Origin of the sequence: Actinoplanes sp. NPDC051851 (assembly GCF_040681165.1) — a bacterium.
Taxonomy (GTDB): Bacteria; Actinomycetota; Actinomycetes; order Mycobacteriales; family Micromonosporaceae; genus Actinoplanes.
This window is the reverse complement of sequence record NZ_JBFAYF010000032.1, coordinates 1-17,092: the sequence shown is the minus strand read 5'-3', so window position 1 is coordinate 17,092 and position 17,092 is coordinate 1. Positions and strand designations below refer to the sequence as shown.

18 protein-coding genes are annotated in these 17,092 nt (G+C 72.3%); 7 read left to right on the top strand and 11 right to left on the bottom strand.

Translation table 11 applies throughout. From position 1 onward, the window contains the following. Positions 1-31 precede the first annotated feature (31 nt). The 3 genes from AB0M08_RS27475 to AB0M08_RS27465 form a co-directional block, all read right to left on the bottom strand. Positions 32-1,372, bottom strand: coding sequence for an MFS transporter (locus AB0M08_RS27475; protein WP_364498978.1), 1,341 nt, complete (start codon positions 1,370-1,372; stop codon positions 32-34). Between the two features lie 5 nt (positions 1,373-1,377). Beyond that, complete coding sequence (locus AB0M08_RS27470; RefSeq protein ID WP_364498975.1) at positions 1,378-2,124, bottom strand: aminoglycoside phosphotransferase family protein; 747 nt, start codon at positions 2,122-2,124, stop codon at positions 1,378-1,380. 87 nt (positions 2,125-2,211) lie between these two features. Then, entirely contained in the window at positions 2,212-3,459 is a 1,248-nt protein-coding gene (locus AB0M08_RS27465) for a hypothetical protein (RefSeq protein ID WP_364498972.1), read from the bottom strand. 65 nt (positions 3,460-3,524) lie between these two features. On the opposite strand from AB0M08_RS27465, the gene AB0M08_RS27460 reads away from it, so the two are divergent. Continuing rightward, positions 3,525-4,013 carry a hypothetical protein gene (locus AB0M08_RS27460; RefSeq protein WP_364498969.1) on the top strand — a complete coding sequence of 163 codons (489 nt, stop codon included), beginning with the start codon at positions 3,525-3,527 and terminating at the stop codon, positions 4,011-4,013. Between the two features lie 222 nt (positions 4,014-4,235). Further along, positions 4,236-6,014 (top strand): sulfite exporter TauE/SafE family protein, encoded by a 1,779-nt coding sequence (locus AB0M08_RS27455; protein WP_364498967.1) that lies wholly within the window; start codon positions 4,236-4,238, stop codon positions 6,012-6,014. A gap of 46 nt (positions 6,015-6,060) precedes the next feature. On the opposite strand, the gene AB0M08_RS27450 is transcribed toward AB0M08_RS27455, so the two are convergent. Further along, complete coding sequence (locus AB0M08_RS27450; RefSeq protein WP_364498964.1) at positions 6,061-7,287, bottom strand: MFS transporter; 1,227 nt, start codon at positions 7,285-7,287, stop codon at positions 6,061-6,063. A 139-nt stretch (positions 7,288-7,426) separates the two neighbouring features. Between AB0M08_RS27450 and AB0M08_RS27445 the strand changes: the two genes are divergently transcribed. Further along, positions 7,427-7,786 carry a hypothetical protein gene (locus AB0M08_RS27445; RefSeq protein WP_364498961.1) on the top strand — a complete coding sequence of 120 codons (360 nt, stop codon included), beginning with the start codon at positions 7,427-7,429 and terminating at the stop codon, positions 7,784-7,786. A 10-nt stretch (positions 7,787-7,796) separates the two neighbouring features. Here the strand turns inward: AB0M08_RS27445 and AB0M08_RS27440 are convergent, their stop codons facing one another. Further along, complete coding sequence (locus tag AB0M08_RS27440; RefSeq protein WP_364498958.1) at positions 7,797-8,615, bottom strand: hypothetical protein; 819 nt, start codon at positions 8,613-8,615, stop codon at positions 7,797-7,799. A 65-nt stretch (positions 8,616-8,680) separates the two neighbouring features. Between AB0M08_RS27440 and AB0M08_RS27435 the strand changes: the two genes are divergently transcribed. Beyond that, positions 8,681-9,262, top strand: a complete 582-nt coding sequence (locus AB0M08_RS27435; protein ID WP_364498955.1) for a TetR/AcrR family transcriptional regulator — start codon at positions 8,681-8,683, stop codon at positions 9,260-9,262. Positions 9,263-9,277: 15 nt separating this feature from the next. Here AB0M08_RS27435 and AB0M08_RS27430 read toward each other — a convergent pair whose 3' ends face one another. Together AB0M08_RS27430 and AB0M08_RS27425 are read right to left on the bottom strand one after the other, a co-directional pair. Continuing rightward, positions 9,278-9,871 (bottom strand): dihydrofolate reductase, encoded by a 594-nt coding sequence (locus AB0M08_RS27430; RefSeq protein WP_364498952.1) that lies wholly within the window; start codon positions 9,869-9,871, stop codon positions 9,278-9,280. Positions 9,872-9,995: 124 nt separating this feature from the next. Continuing rightward, complete coding sequence (locus AB0M08_RS27425; protein WP_364498949.1) at positions 9,996-10,508, bottom strand: hypothetical protein; 513 nt, start codon at positions 10,506-10,508, stop codon at positions 9,996-9,998. A gap of 177 nt (positions 10,509-10,685) precedes the next feature. On the opposite strand from AB0M08_RS27425, the gene AB0M08_RS27420 reads away from it, so the two are divergent. Continuing rightward, positions 10,686-11,768, top strand: coding sequence for a carboxypeptidase-like regulatory domain-containing protein (locus tag AB0M08_RS27420; RefSeq protein ID WP_364498947.1), 1,083 nt, complete (start codon positions 10,686-10,688; stop codon positions 11,766-11,768). Positions 11,769-11,824: 56 nt separating this feature from the next. Here AB0M08_RS27420 and AB0M08_RS27415 read toward each other — a convergent pair whose 3' ends face one another. From AB0M08_RS27415 to AB0M08_RS27400, 4 genes are all read right to left on the bottom strand, one after another. Continuing rightward, positions 11,825-12,463, bottom strand: coding sequence for a hypothetical protein (locus AB0M08_RS27415; protein ID WP_364498944.1), 639 nt, complete (start codon positions 12,461-12,463; stop codon positions 11,825-11,827). Between the two features lie 315 nt (positions 12,464-12,778). After that, positions 12,779-13,132 (bottom strand): hypothetical protein, encoded by a 354-nt coding sequence (locus AB0M08_RS27410; RefSeq protein WP_364498942.1) that lies wholly within the window; start codon positions 13,130-13,132, stop codon positions 12,779-12,781. Then, complete coding sequence (locus tag AB0M08_RS27405; RefSeq protein WP_364498940.1) at positions 13,129-13,743, bottom strand: PadR family transcriptional regulator; 615 nt, start codon at positions 13,741-13,743, stop codon at positions 13,129-13,131. The genes AB0M08_RS27410 and AB0M08_RS27405 overlap by 4 nt, the downstream gene beginning before the upstream one ends. A 75-nt stretch (positions 13,744-13,818) precedes the next feature. Then, the gene (locus AB0M08_RS27400; protein WP_364498937.1) at positions 13,819-14,154 is read right to left on the bottom strand and encodes a hypothetical protein; all 336 of its coding nucleotides are present in this window, start codon (positions 14,152-14,154) and stop codon (positions 13,819-13,821) included. A gap of 53 nt (positions 14,155-14,207) precedes the next feature. On the opposite strand from AB0M08_RS27400, the gene AB0M08_RS27395 reads away from it, so the two are divergent. Further along, on the top strand, positions 14,208-14,435 hold the full coding sequence (locus AB0M08_RS27395; RefSeq protein ID WP_364498934.1) for a hypothetical protein: 228 nt from the start codon (positions 14,208-14,210) through the stop codon (positions 14,433-14,435). Then, positions 14,432-16,900: a CHAT domain-containing protein gene (locus AB0M08_RS27390; RefSeq protein WP_364498931.1), complete on the top strand. Its 2,469-nt coding sequence runs from the start codon at positions 14,432-14,434 to the stop codon at positions 16,898-16,900. Before AB0M08_RS27395 ends, AB0M08_RS27390 begins: the two co-directional genes overlap by 4 nt. Positions 16,901-17,092 lie beyond the last annotated feature (192 nt).

Sequence of the window (17,092 nt, the reverse complement as noted above, 5' to 3'; positions counted from 1 at the left end):
CGTACCGGACCGCGGGGAACGACGGCATCGATCAAAACCTTTGATGCGGCCGTACGGCCTCCGCCCGCTCGCCGGTGAAGGTCCGCAGACTCCGGCTGGTCGCCGCCCCGGCGGCGGTGAGCAGCAGGGCGCCCCCGATGCACAGCAGTGCGCCCGCGCCGCCCAGCGTGGCCGCCAGGAACCCGCCCAGGATCGGGCCCAGCGGTGCCATCGCCCGGCCCACCACGGTGAGTACCGCCTCCATCCGGCCGAGCATCTCCTCCGGCACCAGCCGGGTGACCACCGCGTTCATCACCACGTTGAGGGCCGGCGTGGCCAGCGAGATGCAGACGAAGGGGAGCATCGGCCACCATCTGCCGAACGGCAGCGTCTCCAGGACCACCGCACCGCCGAAGATGCCCACGACGGCCAGCAGCAGCTTCCCCGGCGGCAACAGCGCTCCGGTACGGCCGGAGAGCAGCGCTCCGGCCAGGCCGCCGATCCCGGAGGCGGCCAGCACCGCGCCGGTGACCACGCTGTCGCCCCCGCGCTCACCGATCAGCACGATCAGCGGCAGGATGGTCGCGCCACCCAGCAGGTTCAACATCATCACGGTGCCGGACGAGTCCCGCAGACCGGGCTGACGCCAGAACCAGCGGAAGGCCTCGCGGAGCTCACGGCCCATGCTCGGCGTCCCCGGCACCGCGTCCCCCGGCACCGCGTCTCCCGGCACCGCGTCTCCCGGCATCGCGTCCCCCGGCACCGGCTCCCCCGCCGCCGGTTCGCCGGCCGGCGGCGGGACGGGACCCGGCCGGCGCGGCACCCGGGCGACCGTCGTGCACACCGCGGAGACCAGGAGCGTCACCGCGTCCACCACGAACGGGACGGCCTGACCGAGCCCGTACAGCAGGCCCCCGGTAGGTGGCCCGGCGAGCCAGGCGGCGTGCGTGCGCGCCTCCTCCTGCGCGAACGCCGTGGGCAGTTGCTCCGCCGGCACCACACCACGGATCGCGATGGACCGGGCCGGCCCGATGAACGCCGTGCACACCCCGTCGACGACCGCGAGCACCAGGAACGTCCACATCAGCGTCTGCCCGGCGACGACCAGCGCGGCCAGCAGCGCGGCGACACCCGCCTGCACCAGCTGGCCGCCGACCAGCGTGCGCCGCCGATCCCAGCGGTCCACCCAGACACCGGCGGGCATCTGCGCCAGCACCGTCGCGGCACTGCGCGCACCGGCGATCAGCCCGGCCCAGAGCGGCGACCCGGTGACCGCCAGGACCAGCAGCGGCATCGCGAGCCGGGTCAACTGCGTACCGAAATCGGAGGTGGCACTGCCGATCCAGAGCAGTTGGAACGCGGTGTTCCTCCGCAGCGGCGGCGGCTCATCCATCGACGTCACATACGTGATCTCAGCACGTCGAACTCGCAGCCCGGCAGGGACGGGTCGAAGCCGTGCTCGATCAGCCAGCGCGACGCCGTCAGGCTGCGCAACGACCACCAGGCCCGGATCACGTCCCGGTCGACGTCGGTACCGTACCCGGCGAGGAGATCCTCGAGGCGTTCCTCGTGCCCGAGGGTCAGGATGGCCAGGTCGAAGAGCGGATCGCCGGGCGCCGCCTCGGACCAGTCGATCACGCCGGTGACCTCGTCGCCGTCGGTGAAGACGTGGGTGATCTGCAGGTCACCGTGCATGAACACCGGCGTCCACGGCCGGAACGCCGCCTCGGCGATCGTACGGTTGCGGTCGACCAAACCGGCCGGCAGGACGCCGTTGTCGACGAGCCAGGCGCATTCACGTTCGAGCTCCGCGTCCAGCCCGGCGAGCTTCCCGCCGTCCCAGGGCGGCGGTGGCGCGTCGTGCAGCCGCCGGATCGCGGCACCCGCCGCGGCCCACGCCGCCGGCGACGCGGGCGACGGCTCGCCGAGGATCCCCAGCGCCCGCCCGGGCACCGCGGCGATCGCGAGAACGGGCGGCCTGTGCCACAGGACGTCGGGCGTCGGCACGGGCGCCAGCCGCATCGCCGCGACCTCGGCGGCGAGGCGCGCCGGATCACCGTCGACCTTGAGGAACACGTCACCGACGCGCAGGGTCACGCGCTCGCTGTGAGCGACGACGACCTCAACCTCCTCCACGCCCCGCATTGTCCCGGCACCGCCACCGATTCGCGCGCTCTCACACCCTCGTAAAGGTAGATCTTGGCAAAGGTGGGGCGATATATGGGCATATCTTTAACGGGGACCGGTCACCAGCCAGGTCGCGCCCTCGGTGCCGTCGCGCAGCTCGACCCCGGCGGCGGTCAGGGCGGCGCGCAGCGCGTCGGCGCCGGCGAAGTCCTGTCGCTCGCGCAGCCCGGCGCGGACGTCGATCAGCCGCTCGACCAGGGGGCCGAGTCGTTCGGCCGGGTCGCGCAGGCCCTCGGCCGTGGCCTGGGCGAGGCGCAGGATCAGCGTACGCAGAACCGCTCTCGCCTGTTCCGCGCCGTCGTCCTCCTCGGTGTCGGTGCTCCAGGCGTGCACGGACTCCTCCAGGTCGAGGATCGCCCGGGCCAGGCCGTCGGCGTTGCGCCGGGCGAGAGCCGCGTCGAAGCGCCGCTCGCACGCCGCGGCGACCTCGGCGACGGTGGGTTCCGCGATCGTCTCCGCGGCGGGTGGGCCCGGCTGGCGGGGGATGACGACGGCGGCGGTGCCGTGGTGCGCGAGTGCCCGCAGTTCGCCGAGTCCGAGCGATGTGCCGGTGGGCAGCACCGTGCTGTGGCCGCGACGGCGCACGGTCAACCCGCCCCGCCCGGCCACCCGGACCGTACCGGCGGACGGGTCGATGTGGACGGCGGTGTGCTCGTCGACGCCGAGCACCGCGGCGTCCTCCGGCAGCTGCCACTCCATCGCGCGCAGGCGGCGCTCGCCGAGGTAGCAGTAGCGGGTGTCGAAGCCGGTGCCGCCCTCGGTGTTGTCGTAGTGCGGCACCAGCGCCACCCGCAGGTCCAGATGGCGGAGCAGGTCGAGCCCCTCGGCCCACCGGGCCGGCTCGCCGGCCTTGTAGATCTCGTAGACCGGCACCGTCCAGCGGCCCAGGGTGGCCGCGGCGGCGGAGGCGAAGACGGTGATCCCCCGGTGCTGCCGCAGCCGGTCGTGCAGCGCCTGGGCGACCGCGCCGGGTCTCCACCAGCGCATCGCGTAGGTGGGGCTGCCCGGTCCGGAGAAGAGCCAGCCGGCGCTGCGGACCATCGCCAGGCCGCGGTCGGCGTCCTCCGAGGGCGGGTCGCCGCCGCGCAGCCCGGGTGCGGTACGCACGGTCAGCCCGACGCTGCCGGCGAAGTACCGCTCGGCCTTGGCGGAGATGCTCGCGACGTTCTCCTGGAAGCCGTACGGCGTCTCGATCAGGACGGCGGGGGACCCGGCCGGGAGCAGGGCGGCGACCTGCCGGTGCACCGTCACCATGGTCGGGCTGGTCTCGCCCGAGCCCATGATGGTCAGCATCGGTCACCACCTTCGTTCGGGCGATCCTTGTTGCCACAGTATGGCAATTACTGAAGGATGGCGAGGTGGATCTTCACGAGTCGCCGTCCGCCGGAGTCGTCGTCGAGACCGTCCTGCTCGGTATGCGGGACGGCCGTCTCACCTGCCGGTTGGACGAGGCGCGGCTGGCGGACGGCGACCACCCGGACGCCCTGGCGAGACGCCTGGCCGGGTTCACCGAGTCCAGCGCGATACCGGGCCGCATGGTGCACTCGACGTCCTGGCGATTCGACGCGGGACGGATCGTGCTGACCTACGCGGCGCTGCCGGACCCGGATCCGCGGACCGCCGTGTTCCATGAGGCTCCGGTGGAAACCGCCCGCGGCGCGGATCCGATGTCGCCGTCCCCGGAATACGTCGGGCACGCCGACGTGATCGCGCACGCCTGCCGGCACCTGGCGTTCCTGCGGCGCACCGATCCGGTCGCCGCGACGGCGGCCGAGCAGGTCGGTGGCCTGTGGGAACTGCTGGACGAGTACGCGCCGGACGTCGCGGGTCAGCGCACGAACGGGTGACGGGATATCGCAATTCGTGAATGCGACTGTGGCGTCGCTGTGCGGTTGCTAGGAATTGGATAAGTGGTTCGTCCGCAGCGCGGATAATTGTTGACATTGCTGTTCACGATTTCCTACGGTGTGGCGCGTCATCGGGCCCGCCGTACCGTTTCGGCGGGTCGTTCCACATGCCACTTCGCCATCGGGGAGACCCATGCCTGCCTGCGTACCGGACGGTCTCTCATGATCCGCGGGCTGGTCGCCCTCGCGACCGTGGCCGCGGGCATCCTGCTCACCGCGGCCCCGGCCTCCGCGCACCCGCTCGACCAGGTCACCCACCAGGTGACGCTCTCGCCGGACGCCGGCGTGCTCGGCATCGAGGTCGATCTCTCGCCGGGCACCCTGGTCGCGGGCGCTTTCGCCGACACCGTCGACACCGATGGTGACAAGGTGATCAGCGATGCCGAGATCGCCGCACACGCGGCCGCGGTCGTCGCCGGACTGTCGCTCACCGCCGACGGCACGCCGGTCCCGATCACCGTCGGCCGGACCAGCTACCCCGACTATCAGCTGATGGCGGCGGGCGGCGGCCTCACCGCGGTGCTCGCCTCGGTCACGATTCCCACCGACACCAAGAAGATCCAGTTCCTTGACGGGTACGACGGCGGCCAGCCCACGACGGCGACGATCGACGTCGTGGTGGCCTCCGACGCGACGGTCACCGCCACCGACCTCACGGCGTCCGGCAACGCGATGGGCTTCACGATCGTGCCCCGGACGTCGGCCGCCGGCGCAGCCACCGACGGGACCGACGGCGCGACCACCGACGGGGCCACCGGCGCGACCATCGACGGGGCCGCCGACACGGCCTCCGTCGCGGCGGAGTCGACCGGCCTCAAGGAACGGGTGCTCGCCACGCTGCAGGACCCGCTCGCCTCCCCGTGGGCGCTGGCCATGCTGATCGTCCTGTGCGCGGTGCTCGGCGCCTTCCACGCGCTCACTCCCGGACACGGCAAGACGCTGATGGCGGCCTACCTGGTCGGCACCAAGGGCACGCCCCGCGAGGCGATCACCCTCGGCGGCATCATCACGGTCACCCACACCGCATCGGTTCTCCTCCTGGGTACGGTGGTCCTGCTGATCGGCGACAGCGTTCTCCCCGGCGTGCTGGTCCCCGCCCTGGAGGTCCTGACCGGCGGCGTGGTCCTGTTCCTCGGCGCCCGCGTAGCAGTCCGCCGCTGGAAGGCCTTCCGCTCCGGCGCCGACCCTCACGGCCACTCCCACGGCCACGCGCACGGCCACGCGCACGGCCACGCGCACGGCCACGCGCACGGCCACTCCCACGCCGCCGATCACGCGCACGGTCACTCCGGCAGCCACGCCGCCGATCACGCGCACGGTCACTCCCACGCGCCCGTCCTGGTCGGAGCGGCCGCCCACACGCACGCCGAGCGACACGCGCACGCTCTGCCCGAGGCCCACGCGCACGCTCTGCCCGAGGCCCACGCGCACGCGGCCACCGGGAGCACCCATCCCCACGAGCACGACGCGCCGGAGAAAGGCGATCACGGCCACACACACGACCATGACCACGGCCACGACCATGACCACGGCCACACGCACGATGACGGGCATGGCCACGGGCACAGTCATGATCACGGGCATGGGCACAGCCATCACGTGCCGCGCAGCTGGCGGGAACTCGTCGCGATGGGCATGTCCGGCGGCCTGATCCCGTGCCCCGAGGCCCTGAGCATCCTGATTCTCGCCGTCGGCCTGCACCGCACCGGCCTCGGCCTCACGATGATCGTCGCGTTCAGCCTGGGCCTGGCCGCCGTCCTGGTCGGTATCGGACTCGCCCTGGTCACCATCCGGGGCGCCCTGCAGCGGGTCCGTCCCGCCACCGACAACCCGCTGCTCACCCGCCTCCCGCTGATCTCCTCCGCCGTCGTGGTCATCCTCGGCGTGGTGATGACCACCGCCGGCATCCTGCACGTCACCGACGCCCTCGGCATCAGCTGACTGAGACTGGTCAGCTGACCGGGACTGATCGCCGGGCCCACGCCGATCAGCTGACCAGGACCCCGTGCCGGCGGTGTGCCCACCTGATCGCCGCCGGCACGGCCAACCCCGTCAACGCGAACATGACCCCGACGGTGAACCAGCCCGGCGCGCCCCACCCGATGCAGAGCCCGATCAGCAGGCCCGGCCCGACCGTCTCGGCGAGACCCGCGCCCAGCCCGAACACTCCGAGGTACTGGCCAGTGGCGTGCTCCGGCGCGAGCGCGAACGACACCTCGAACCCGGCCGCCGCATGCCACAGCTCGCCGGCCGTGTGCACCACCGCGGCGCCCACCAGCACGATCGCGGCCGCCCAGCCCGGCATCGCCGCGGTGAACGGCACCAGCGAGCACGAGATCAGGAACGCGACCCCCGCGCGGCGATAGGCGCGGCCACCCGCGGTGGGGGAGTCGACGCCCTGACTGGCGCGTACCTGAAAGAGCACCACCAGGATCGTGGCGACCAGCATGGTGACCGAGATCGTCCAGCGGGGTGCGGTGGTGACCTCGATGATCCAGAGCGGGATCGCCACGGTCAGCACCTTGAACTGGATCGCCATCACCCCGTCGAGAGCGGTCAGCAGCAGGTACGGCCGGTCCCGGAGCGCCTCCCATCGCGGCCCGGCCGCCACGTGTGTCGGTGGCACCCGCGGCACGAAGGCGATGAGTAGCGCGGACCCGGCCGTGAAGATCGCCATGCCGGCCACCATCAGGCGGTACGCGGTCTGCGTATCGGTCTGCACGGCCCACCCCGCGAACAGCGCGCCGACCGAGACGCCGACGTTGGTCACGGCGCGCAGGTAGGCGCGGAACTCCTGTGGCCGCTCCCCGCCGAAGCGCCGGATCAGCGGGCTGCGCGCCGCCGTCCCCGCGGTCTTCGCCGCCGTGGCCACGCTGACCGCGATCACGAATGGCCAGAACCTCTCCACGAGGACGAACGTGACCGTGGCCAGGGTCTGAACGATCAGCGTGACCAGGTAGACCCCGCGCGCCCCGAGCCGGTCGGCGAGATGTCCGACGAGGACACCCTGCGCGAGCGCGATGGCCCCGGCGATCCCGAGCCCGAGCCCCACCTGGGAGGCGGGCAGGTGGACGCCCTCGGTGAAGTAGAGGACCCCGGCGGTCAGGTAGAGCCCGCTGCCGAGCGTGAAGACGAGGTTGGACGCCGCGAGCAGCCGCTGCGGCGCCGTCCCGGGGATCAGCCGGGACGCGGCCCGGACATGATGCTCAATCATGGTTATTGCAACCTACTGGCAATAACACGATCGGGCTACCCGGGAACCAGCGCGGGTGTGCGCGACGACTGTGTCGTGGTGCCGATGATCGGCGCCGCCCGCGCCGCCGTGCGGGCTCGCCCGAGTGGGAGAACGACCGATGACTCTTCCCGACCTTGCCGCGTACCGATTCCACCGCTCGGCCGACGACGCCGCCTTCGAGGGCTGCGAGGTCCCCGGGCTGCGGGCGGAGTTCTACCGCCGGCCCGACGGTGACCGGATCGCCTCGGTGGGGCGTTACTCCTACGACGGGGCGGAGCTGCTGATGGCCTGGGGTTACGTCGACGAGGAGCACTGCCGGCAGAATGCCGTGGCCGACCCCGCGGGCGGCTGGCACCCGGTCAGCCAGGGCTGCCCGGACGTGCGCCTGGTGCGCGCCGGCGACGATCCGGACGCCCCGGTGGTGGGCCTGCGGGTGCGTGCCGCCGGCGGCGGCTGGATCGCCGTGGGCAGGGACTGAGGGGGTCATGTCAGGAGGCGCGGATCAGGTCGGCGAGCAGGTCGGCGGTGTTCGCGTCGTGACTGGTCCGGCCCATGATGGCGGGGGAGTTGCGCGGCCCCGGGATGGTGTGACCGCCGCCGTGCACGGTGTAGAGCGACACCGGTGGGCGCCCCGGCGACGCGTAGGACGTCTGCTCGATCATCGTGCCGAGCCGCGCCGTCGACGGTGCGGCGTGGATGCCGTTGCGGCCGGCGAAGTAGGCGGCGGTGTCCGGCGCGGAGAGGCTTCGGCCGCCCACCTTGAAGAGCTTCCGGGCCCACCAGGGGAACTCGCCACCGGCGTACGCCGTAATCGGATCTTTCGTGCCGTGAATGATGATCAACGGCATCGGGGCCGGTGGTGCGTCGGGGAAGAGGAAGGCGTCCGGCTCGGGCATGGTCGCGGCGATGACCGCGGCCCCGGAGAGCAGCGCGGGCGTCTCGTGCATCAGGCGCAGCACCATCTGCCCGCCGTTCGAGTACCCGACCGCGAAGACCCGCCGTGGCTTGATCTGATCGGCCACGGCGTGCGCGAAGGCGACGTCGTCGACGTTCTCGGCGCGGGCCGGGAACGCGCTGGTCCGCCGTGCGTCGTTCCAGTTGCCGCGGTACCCGTCGAGATACGCCACCGTGGCCACGCCCGCGGTGGCGAGCGCGTCGAACGCGTTCCCGGTGAACGCCCGGTGTTTCGCGCCGTCCTGCTTCGACCCGTGGAAGACGAGCAGGAGGTCCTCGCTGTCGGCCTCGACGAGCGTGTATGTCCTGGTCCGGCCGTCGACGTCGATGCTGTGCCGCATGGTGGCCCCCATGAAGTGGATGATGTATCCGTTTCACCGTAGCACAAGCGGATGATCTATCCGGTTACACTGTGGTGATGAGCACCGCCCCGCTGCGCAAGGACGCCGCCCGCAACTGGCAACGCATCGTCGACGTGGGCCGCCTGGCGGTCGACGGCGGCATATCGATCCAGCTCAACGACGTCGCGCGGACGGCCGGGGTGGGTGTCGCCACGGTCTACCGCCACTTCCCGACCCCGGAGGCCCTGCTCGAGACGATCGCCGCGCCGGGCCTGGCCGCCCTGGTGGCACACGCCGAGCAGGCCCTGGCCGCTTCCGATCCGTGGCATTCCCTCCGAGATTTCCTGTACGCCGCCACGGAGGCGCAGGTCACGGATCCTTCGCTGGCGCCGGTCTTCGCGACACCGGAGAGCGCGCTACCCGCCACGGCCGAGGCGAAGCGGCGGCTCGTGGCGGTCTTCGGCGCCCTGCTGGCCCGGGCGCGCGCGGCGGGTGCCGTCGACCCGGCCGTCTCCGCCGACGACATCGTCCCGCTGATGTGCGGCGTGATGTTCGCGGCCCGGGTGCACCCGCCGGCAGACCGCGCGGAGCACGCGGCGACGGTCCGTCGCTACCTGACCACCCTGCTGAACGGCGTACGGGCCCGCCCTGCTCTTTAGGCGTGCGGGCGCGCCCTACCGCTTGACGGTGTAGTGCAGGTGGAGCACGCGATCGCCCTGGACGACGGCGTCCGGGTCGTCGAGCAGGACGGTCCCGGTGTGGCCACCGAAGAACCGCACCCCGTCACCGAGCACCACCGGCACGACGTCCATGCACACCTCGTCGACGAGCCCGGCCGAGAACGCCTGCCCGCCGACGTCGCCCGCGGTCACCGAGACCAGCCCGTCCCCGGCGAGCTCCTTCGCGAGCGCGATCCCGGCCTCGACGGACCCGGCGGTGTGGAACGGCGCCTCGGGGAACCGCGCGAGCCACTCCCCGGGCAGCGGCCGATGGGTGATCACGACCAGCGAGTCCCCGGCCGCGGGCACGCCCTTCCATCCGTCGGTGGTGTCGAACAGGTGCCGGCCGATCACCGTGCAGCTGACGTCGCTCCAGAACGGCCGCACGTACTCCGCCGAGGCCCGGCTGACCTTGAACGACCACGTGTCGTTCGCGCGTACGGTCACGTCACCGTTGCCGTACCAGTCGAAGAGCGGCCCGACCGTGTCATCGGGATGGGCGATGAACCCGTCCACCGAGACCACGGCCTGCATGACGACTCTGGCCATCGTGCTGCGCTCCTCCGTCCGTTCGTCGGACCTTACCGCCGGACCGGGATCGTGTGGGGGCGCTCGGCCGGAGACAGCCCGGTCCCGTCGTGGCGGGACCGGGCTGTCGCTCACCGGGGGCGGGCTACTGGACGGTCAGCGTGGCGGCCGTCGGCTGGCCGGCGTCCGGGGTGCAGGTGAGCTCGACGTCGCCGATCAGCTGGACGTCGGCGGTGATGGCCACCTCGCCGCCGGTGATGGTGTCGGTGCCGGCCACCGACGGGGTCCAGCTGCCGGAGAGCTCGCCGGTGATGGCCGCGCCGGCCGCGATCGGGCCGCCGCTGCCGCTCAGCGCGAACGTGGCGCTCTCGGCGCCGCTGACCACCAGGTTCGCGGTGCCGCTCCAGGTCTTGATCCGCAGCGGGGCGGTGATGCCCAGGTCGGTGACGGAGAGGTCGAAGCTGACCGCGGAGCCCTTGGTGGCCGGGTTCGGGCTGACGGTCAGATCGCCGGTGATGGTCACAGCATCGTCGCCGAGAATGCTGGAGCAGGTGTACGGCGCCGAGATCGCGTCCGCGAGGGCGGGCAGCGGGGCGGCGAGGACACCGAGCGGCAGGACGGCGGCGATGACGGCCCAGCGGGCCACGGGGACGGACATGGGGGACTCTCCTTCGGGCTTGTTACCGGGGAGTTCAGTGTATCCATGATCATCGATGTATCCGCTCGTTCTCGAGGGACACAACCGAGCGCGATCGTTGTCCCCGTCCCACAAAAGGCCCGCTCAGGGGAATGACGGGATCCGTGCCATCGCGACGCCGAGGAGGAGGAGGACCCGATGAGCGCCCGCGTCGAACAGTGCCGTGTCGAACAGTGCCGCGTCGAACTGCGCAGCGGCACCTCCGCCAGCCGCACCGACTCTCGCCACTCGGGCTGCAGCGACGGCAGCCGGGTCACCGTCGAGAACCAGCCCGGCGGTGAGTTCCGGGTGTCGGCCCTGCCCGGCGCGGGCAGCAGATACCTGCAGGGTGCATCCTCGGTGCGGCTGGTCCCGGGACGGACCACGACCGTCACCATGCGGCTCACCCAGGGCGGCACCGTGGCGATCCGGACCACCGCCCGGGCCACCGGCGCCGCGATCCGCGGCACCTGCTTCATCCTCAAACGCCTCGGCGACGGCTACCTGGGCGACGATCACAGCGGGTGCGGCAACGCGGCCGGCCGGTCGACCACCCCGCCGGTCGCCGCCGGGACGTACGAGCTGTTCGCGATCGCCCCGTCCGGCTACGGCCACCAGTGGGTCGGCGAATCGGGCGGAACCGGCGACCAGCGCGCCGCCGCCCGTATCGTGGTCAAGCCCGGCCGCACCGTTCAGGCGCCCCGGGTGCTGCTCGACCCGCCCGGCACGGTCACCGGCGTGGTCTCCGATGCGTCCGGCGCTCCACTGCCCGGCGCGGACGTGGCGTACTCCGCATGGGGCGCCCAGGACGGCCCGAACTGGAACACCACGACCGACAGGGAGGGCCGCTACACCGTCGACAGACTGGGGCCGTACGGCTGGCCCCTGCTCTTCCACTCGGAAGGCCACCCTCGCGAGTGGTCCGGCCACCGGGGCAACCGCTTCCTGGCAGACCGCGTGCCGATCACCGCCGGCGCCATCACGAGTTACGACTTCAGCATGGCGCGCGCCACGGCGACGCTGACCGGCCGGGTCGCCGTACCGGCATCCCCGGGGGCGACCTGGCGGATCCACGCGTACAACGCCTTCACCGGCGACGAGATGGCGGCCGTCGACGGCACCGGCCGTTACTCCCTGCCGCTGATCGGCCCTCAGCTCGCCGAGATCTCCTGGTCCTACGACGCCGACGACGTGCCGTGGACCGAGGGCCGCCTCGACCCCGCCGTCAAGATCCCCACTTAGGGTCCGCGCAGGCTGGACCTGGTCCTCCGCTAGTCACGCGACCGGCGACGTGCGGCTCACGACGCCGGGGTTGCGTTGTGGTCCCGGCGGGCGTCGGCTGCCGCGAGGCCGGCACGCATCCTGTGGCGCGCTTCGGGGGCCCACGGTCCGGAGGTGGCCAGGGGTATCTCGGTCATGAACCGCCGCTCGGCTTCCGGGATCTTCGCGGCGACCAGGTCGGGGTCGGTGGCCGCGGTGGCGTACAGGTTCGGGCCGTCGGCGTAGAAGAGGTCGGTGACGACGAGTCGCCCGTCCGCGGTGCACATGATGTTGGCGGGGTTCTGGTCCAGCGGTCCGCACCAGGGCAGCGACTGACGGGCCTGGTCGTGGATGCGGCGGATGATGTCGACGAGGTCGGCGACCTCCGGGGCTCGGCTGGCGATCATCCGGTGGAAGGCCACGGCGTCATCCTCGGTGGCGGGCTGCAGCCATTCCATGATCTGCAGGTCGCCGCCCCCGGCCAGCCGATCATGGGAGTACGACTCGGGGACCTGACGGGTGTGCCGGGCCTGGCGGTACAGGGCCGCCGTGTACGGGCCGGTCGGGTCGAACGGGCTGATTCGCGCGGCGGTCCGGCCGTCCGGTGACCGCAGCGCGACGGCCCAGTCGCCCGCGCCGCACGGCTTCCATCCCCGCGCGAGGAGTCTGCGTTCCACGTCGCGATGATCGGGTTTGCGGACGACGGCGGACATTGCCGGATCTTCGCGCATCCGGCCGGCGCCGGTCCACCGAGAATCGCACCCGATCCGGTCTGGCGATCTGCCCGGCAGCGAGTCCTGGCTGGTGCTGGGAGGCCTCTCACGGCCTCCGAGGCACCCCTCAGCCCCAGCCGCTGACCTTCGGCTGGCGTTCAGGAGTGCCTCACCATCCTCGAGACACCTCTCAGTCCCAGCTGGACAACGGCGAGCAGGACAACGGCGAGCTGGACAACGAACGTCGAGCAGGGCGAGGGCCGATGAGCGCTGACGGACTCAGTTCGGTGCGTCCGGCGTGTCGATGAGGTGGCCGGTGGTGTCGAGGTGGCGGGCCATGTCGGTGATCCTCTGCTGGAAGCGGTCGCGAGTATTGCGGGCGAAGCCGATGAAGAGGCGGTTGGCGAGCGGTACGCCCCAGCGCATCGTCTGGGCGACGTTGTAGACCCGGTGGGTGACCAGCGTGTGGTCGCCGTGCGACTGGGCGGACCACTCGCCGCGGTACCACCAGCCGCCCTGGTGTGCCCCGGTGGTGCCGGTCTGCTCGGTGAACGGGACTGCCCGCTGGATCAGCGGCCAGACCTCGTCGACCGGGGCTTCGATGATGCCCGCGAGGTCGACCATCAGCTTCATGACTGCTGCTCCGTTTCGTGGAGGGCCGTCTCCAGCAGGTCGGCCCGGATCGGGGCGGGCCAGGCGAGGGTTCCGCTGTCGAGGCGGGTGAGGACGGTGCCGGTCCAGTCGAGTTCGGCGCGGTGCATGGCCAGCGCGTACTCGAGTTCGAGCAGCACGACGTCGGGTAGGCCGGTGTCGCGCAGGGTGCCGAGCTGTGCGGTGCCGGTGGTGATCGTTTCGTGGAGGGCCGCCGCCCTGGCCAGCAGCGCCTCGCGGGCCGCGGGCACGGGGAGGGAGCCCAGCAACGAGATCGCCGCGGTGAACGTCGGCCGGTCCAGTCCCGGTTGCTCGATCAGGCCGCTGAGCCGCGTACCGAGTTCCCGGCGTCCGTCGTCGGTGATGCGGTAGACGGTCCGTTCCGGGCGGCGGCCGTCGCGGATGGTCTCGGCCGGCTGGATCAGGCCGGTCTCGGTGAGCCGGTCGATGGCGTGGTAGAGGCTGCGGGGTAGCCCGGTCACGTAGTCCTTGCGGGTGTGCACGATGAACTGCTGCAGCTCGTACGGGTGGCTCGCGCGCACCGAGAGCATGGCGAGCACGGTCAGCCCGACCAGGTCATGTCTCCGCGCCATCCCGCGCCCTCCCTGTTAGTGCATCTTGCACTATAGCGCGACGCAGCAACGCCTCTCCGCGTCAGAGCTGAGGCGTCACTCGCGGCTCAGGTACCGGACCGGCTTGCCGAGCGACTCCGCGTACGCGATCTCCCGCCGGGTCGACTCGCCCAGATAGCCGCCCGGGTCCACGATGTAGACCTCGTCGGCCATCCGGATCTTCTGGAAGTGCAGCCGGCCCAGCCGTCCCCTCAGATCCGCGCCGTCGGCCGTCCAGTCGTAGCCGGGCAGCTCGGGGAGGCGGAACATCCCGAGGCTGAGCACGACGTACCCGTCCAGCGTGAGCCGCTGGTTGACCTCGGCGAACTCGGCCTCGAACCGGGTCGAGCCGCAGAGCGTGATGACCGTCGCCGTACCCTCGTCCGCCGTCATGAGCTTCATGATCGCCGATCGGCCTCATCCGGGCCTCATCGGTCCCGGTCACCGTGTTCCTCCGAGCATGCGCCCTGGCCGAGCGGGAACGCCTCGACGTCGTCTACGGCGTGCGGACCGACCGCCGGACCGACAGCCCGTTCAAGCACGGGACCGCCGGGCTGTACTGCCGCGCGATCCGGCGCGTGGTGGGTGCCACGGTGCCGCGCCACGCCGGGGACCGGGCGGTGCCGGTCCGTCAGACATCGATGACCGAGCATCGACCGAGGGATCGCCGATGAACGACATCGCCGCCGTGTCCACCGCCGTCAACCGGGTCGTCCACGGTGACGGCGACCCTGACGCGGCCGCCGTCGCGCTGCTGCGGCTGCCGGAGGGCCCGTACGCGCGGGGGCCGCTCGCCGCCGCACTGATCACCGCACTGCTCGACAGGGAGGGCCGCAGCCCGTACACCCACCTGGACGCGCTGCTGGAGCTGGCCGACCGGGAACCGCCCACCGATCCGGCGTGGGCGCACACCCGCCCCTATGCACGGTCGATGTCGATCGCCCTCGCCCTGGCCGAAGGACGTCTGCCCGACCTGCGCGCCGCCCTGACCGAACTGGACGGACTCTTCGAGGACGATCCGGCGTCCCCGGCCTACCGGCACCTTCGCCGGGCCCTCGACGACGAGCTCAACCGGCTGTCCGGCGACGATTCCCTGTTCCTCGGCCTCGATCAGAGGCTCGCCGAGCTGCGGGCGATGCTCTCGGACCAGTCCGGCCCGGAGCCATACCCCGCGTTCCTGGCGCTCCTCGACGCATCGGTGGCCTATCAGGAGGCGAACGTCCGTGGCGAGGATCCCACCGATTCCCGGAACCGGCTCCGGGTGGTGCTGGACGCCCTTCCCGTCGGCGACCCCCTGTTCGACCGGGCCACCGCGCGGCTGGTCGCGGCCGCGCGGAACGCCGTGTCCGGCCCGGAGGACGCCGTCGACCGGGCCCGGCGATCCTTGGCGGCTCTCCCGGTGCCGCACGCGGATCGGGTCCGTCTTCTCGGCGAACTCGGCATGGGAATCCTCAATCGGAGCCTGAACGGCGGCCCCTCCACCGATCTGCCGGAGGCGTCCGCCGCGCTGGAGGAGGCCCGGATTCTCGCCGGGGGCCCGTACCACCCGCACTGGGTCTGGATCAACCTGTGCCTGGCGGAGGTCCGGCGGCACGCTCCCGGCACCGGTAGCCCGGTGCAGGCCGCGCTCGACGGGCTCCAGCACGGTGTCTGGAAGGCCCTCGTCCAGCCCACGCCGGAGGCCACCCGGTTCGCCGTCCGCCAGGAGGCCGGTTCGGCGATCGCGGTCGCCCGGTCGCTCGTCGGCGACGACGACGCGGCCGCGATCACCGCCCTGGACACCGGCCGCGGGCTCGCACTGTTCGCGGCCACCCGTACCTCCGGAGTGGCCGACCGCCTGGAACGGGCAGGCCGAGGGGATCTCGCCGACCGGTGGCGGGAGGCCGCCACCGGTGGCGGCCCCGAGCATCTGCCCGCTCATCTGCGCGCCGAGGTCTGGTCGGTCCTCCAGGACCGCGAGCTCGAACCGCCGCCGGTGCAGGAGATCGCCGCCGCGCTGGCGGCCGTGGACGCCGACGCCCTCGTCTATCTGGTCCCGGGCGACGCCGAGGTGCCGGGACTCGCGGTGATCGCGCCGGCCGACGGGCCGCCGTTCCATCTGAGGCTGCCGCTCCTGCGGTTCGCCGGAGTGCCGGAGGCGGCCGGCTATCTCACCCTGCGATCGCGGGATCTGGGCCCGGCGACCGCGAAGGCCTCGTTGCCGGAGACCGTGAGCGCGGTGTGCGACTGGGCCTGGTGGGCGGCTGTCGGCCCGCTCGTGGAGCACCTCCCGCCCCGTGCGCGGCAGGACCGCGTGCCCCGCGTCGTGCTGGTCCCGATGGGGGAGCTGGCCCGGATACCCTGGCACGCCGCGCGCCGGCCCGACGGCCGGTTCGCGGTCGAAGACCTCGCCGTGTCCTACGCCGCCTCCGCCCGCATGCTGTGCCACTCCGCGGCCCTGCCCCCGATCGCGCCCGGTTCGCGGGGGCTGTTCGTCGGCGACCCGGCGTCCACGTCCGCCGGCGCGTTGCCGTCGGCGCGGCTGGAGGCGTTCGAGATCCATCGCGCGTTCTATCCCGAAGCGCGTTACGTCGGCCGTCGTCCGGACGGCCGGAGCGACCCGGCCGGGTCCGGCACGGCGCCGGAGGTGCGCGACTGGCTCACCGGGGACGGTGCCCGGGGCAGCACTCTCCACCTGGCGTGTCACGGGACCGTGGACGACGACACCGGGGCCGCTCATCTCCTGCTCGCCGGCGATGACCGGCTCAGCACCGGAGAGATCGTCGCCCTGATGAACGGCGCCGCCAGCCACGACACCGATCTGGTCGTGCTGGCCGCCTGCCGTACAGGTCACTCCGTCTTCGGCTACGACGAGGCGTACAGCCTGGGCACGGCGTTCCTGGCCGGCGGCGCGCGTTCGGTGCTGTCCACGCTCTGGCCGATCCCGGACCGGGCCACGTCGGTCCTGATGTTCGTCTTCCACCACTATCTGCGGGCCGAACGGATGCCTCCCTGGCGGGCCCTGCGCGCCGCCCAGCTGTGGATGCTCGATCCCGGCCGTGACCGGACCCTGCTACCCGCACCACTGGGCAGCCGGCTCGACGCCGCTGATGCCACCGCCCTCGTCGCCTGGGCGGGCTTCACCCACTGGGGACGATAGGCCGGTGGTCCCCGGATTCGGTGTCTGGCACGAAGCGGCACATGCTCATTCCCGGCTTCACCCATCGGGTAATGGAAGCGTGCCGAAGCCCCGGCTAAGAGCGCGTTTTAGATGTGGTCACCCGGGCGTGTTGAAGGTGCGGCGGGGCTTGCGGACGGCCGGTCCGCCGCGGTCGAGCCAGCCGAGCATGCC

Coding starts and splice junctions, on each gene's coding strand:
- AB0M08_RS27440 (WP_364498958.1), bottom strand. CDS start 8,615: ATGGGGGCCACCATGCGGCACAGCATCGACGTCGACGGCCGGACCAGG.
- AB0M08_RS27470 (WP_364498975.1), bottom strand. CDS start 2,124: ATGCGGGGCGTGGAGGAGGTTGAGGTCGTCGTCGCTCACAGCGAGCGC.
- AB0M08_RS27390 (WP_364498931.1), top strand. CDS start 14,432: ATGAACGACATCGCCGCCGTGTCCACCGCCGTCAACCGGGTCGTCCAC.
- AB0M08_RS27445 (WP_364498961.1), top strand. CDS start 7,427: ATGACTCTTCCCGACCTTGCCGCGTACCGATTCCACCGCTCGGCCGAC.
- AB0M08_RS27400 (WP_364498937.1), bottom strand. CDS start 14,154: ATGACGGCGGACGAGGGTACGGCGACGGTCATCACGCTCTGCGGCTCG.
- AB0M08_RS27465 (WP_364498972.1), bottom strand. CDS start 3,459: ATGCTGACCATCATGGGCTCGGGCGAGACCAGCCCGACCATGGTGACG.
- AB0M08_RS27405 (WP_364498940.1), bottom strand. CDS start 13,743: ATGGCGCGGAGACATGACCTGGTCGGGCTGACCGTGCTCGCCATGCTC.
- AB0M08_RS27410 (WP_364498942.1), bottom strand. CDS start 13,132: ATGAAGCTGATGGTCGACCTCGCGGGCATCATCGAAGCCCCGGTCGAC.
- AB0M08_RS27455 (WP_364498967.1), top strand. CDS start 4,236: ATGATCCGCGGGCTGGTCGCCCTCGCGACCGTGGCCGCGGGCATCCTG.
- AB0M08_RS27475 (WP_364498978.1), bottom strand. CDS start 1,372: ATGGATGAGCCGCCGCCGCTGCGGAGGAACACCGCGTTCCAACTGCTC.
- AB0M08_RS27450 (WP_364498964.1), bottom strand. CDS start 7,287: ATGATTGAGCATCATGTCCGGGCCGCGTCCCGGCTGATCCCCGGGACG.
- AB0M08_RS27435 (WP_364498955.1), top strand. CDS start 8,681: ATGAGCACCGCCCCGCTGCGCAAGGACGCCGCCCGCAACTGGCAACGC.
- AB0M08_RS27425 (WP_364498949.1), bottom strand. CDS start 10,508: ATGTCCGTCCCCGTGGCCCGCTGGGCCGTCATCGCCGCCGTCCTGCCG.
- AB0M08_RS27430 (WP_364498952.1), bottom strand. CDS start 9,871: ATGGCCAGAGTCGTCATGCAGGCCGTGGTCTCGGTGGACGGGTTCATC.
- AB0M08_RS27420 (WP_364498947.1), top strand. CDS start 10,686: ATGAGCGCCCGCGTCGAACAGTGCCGTGTCGAACAGTGCCGCGTCGAA.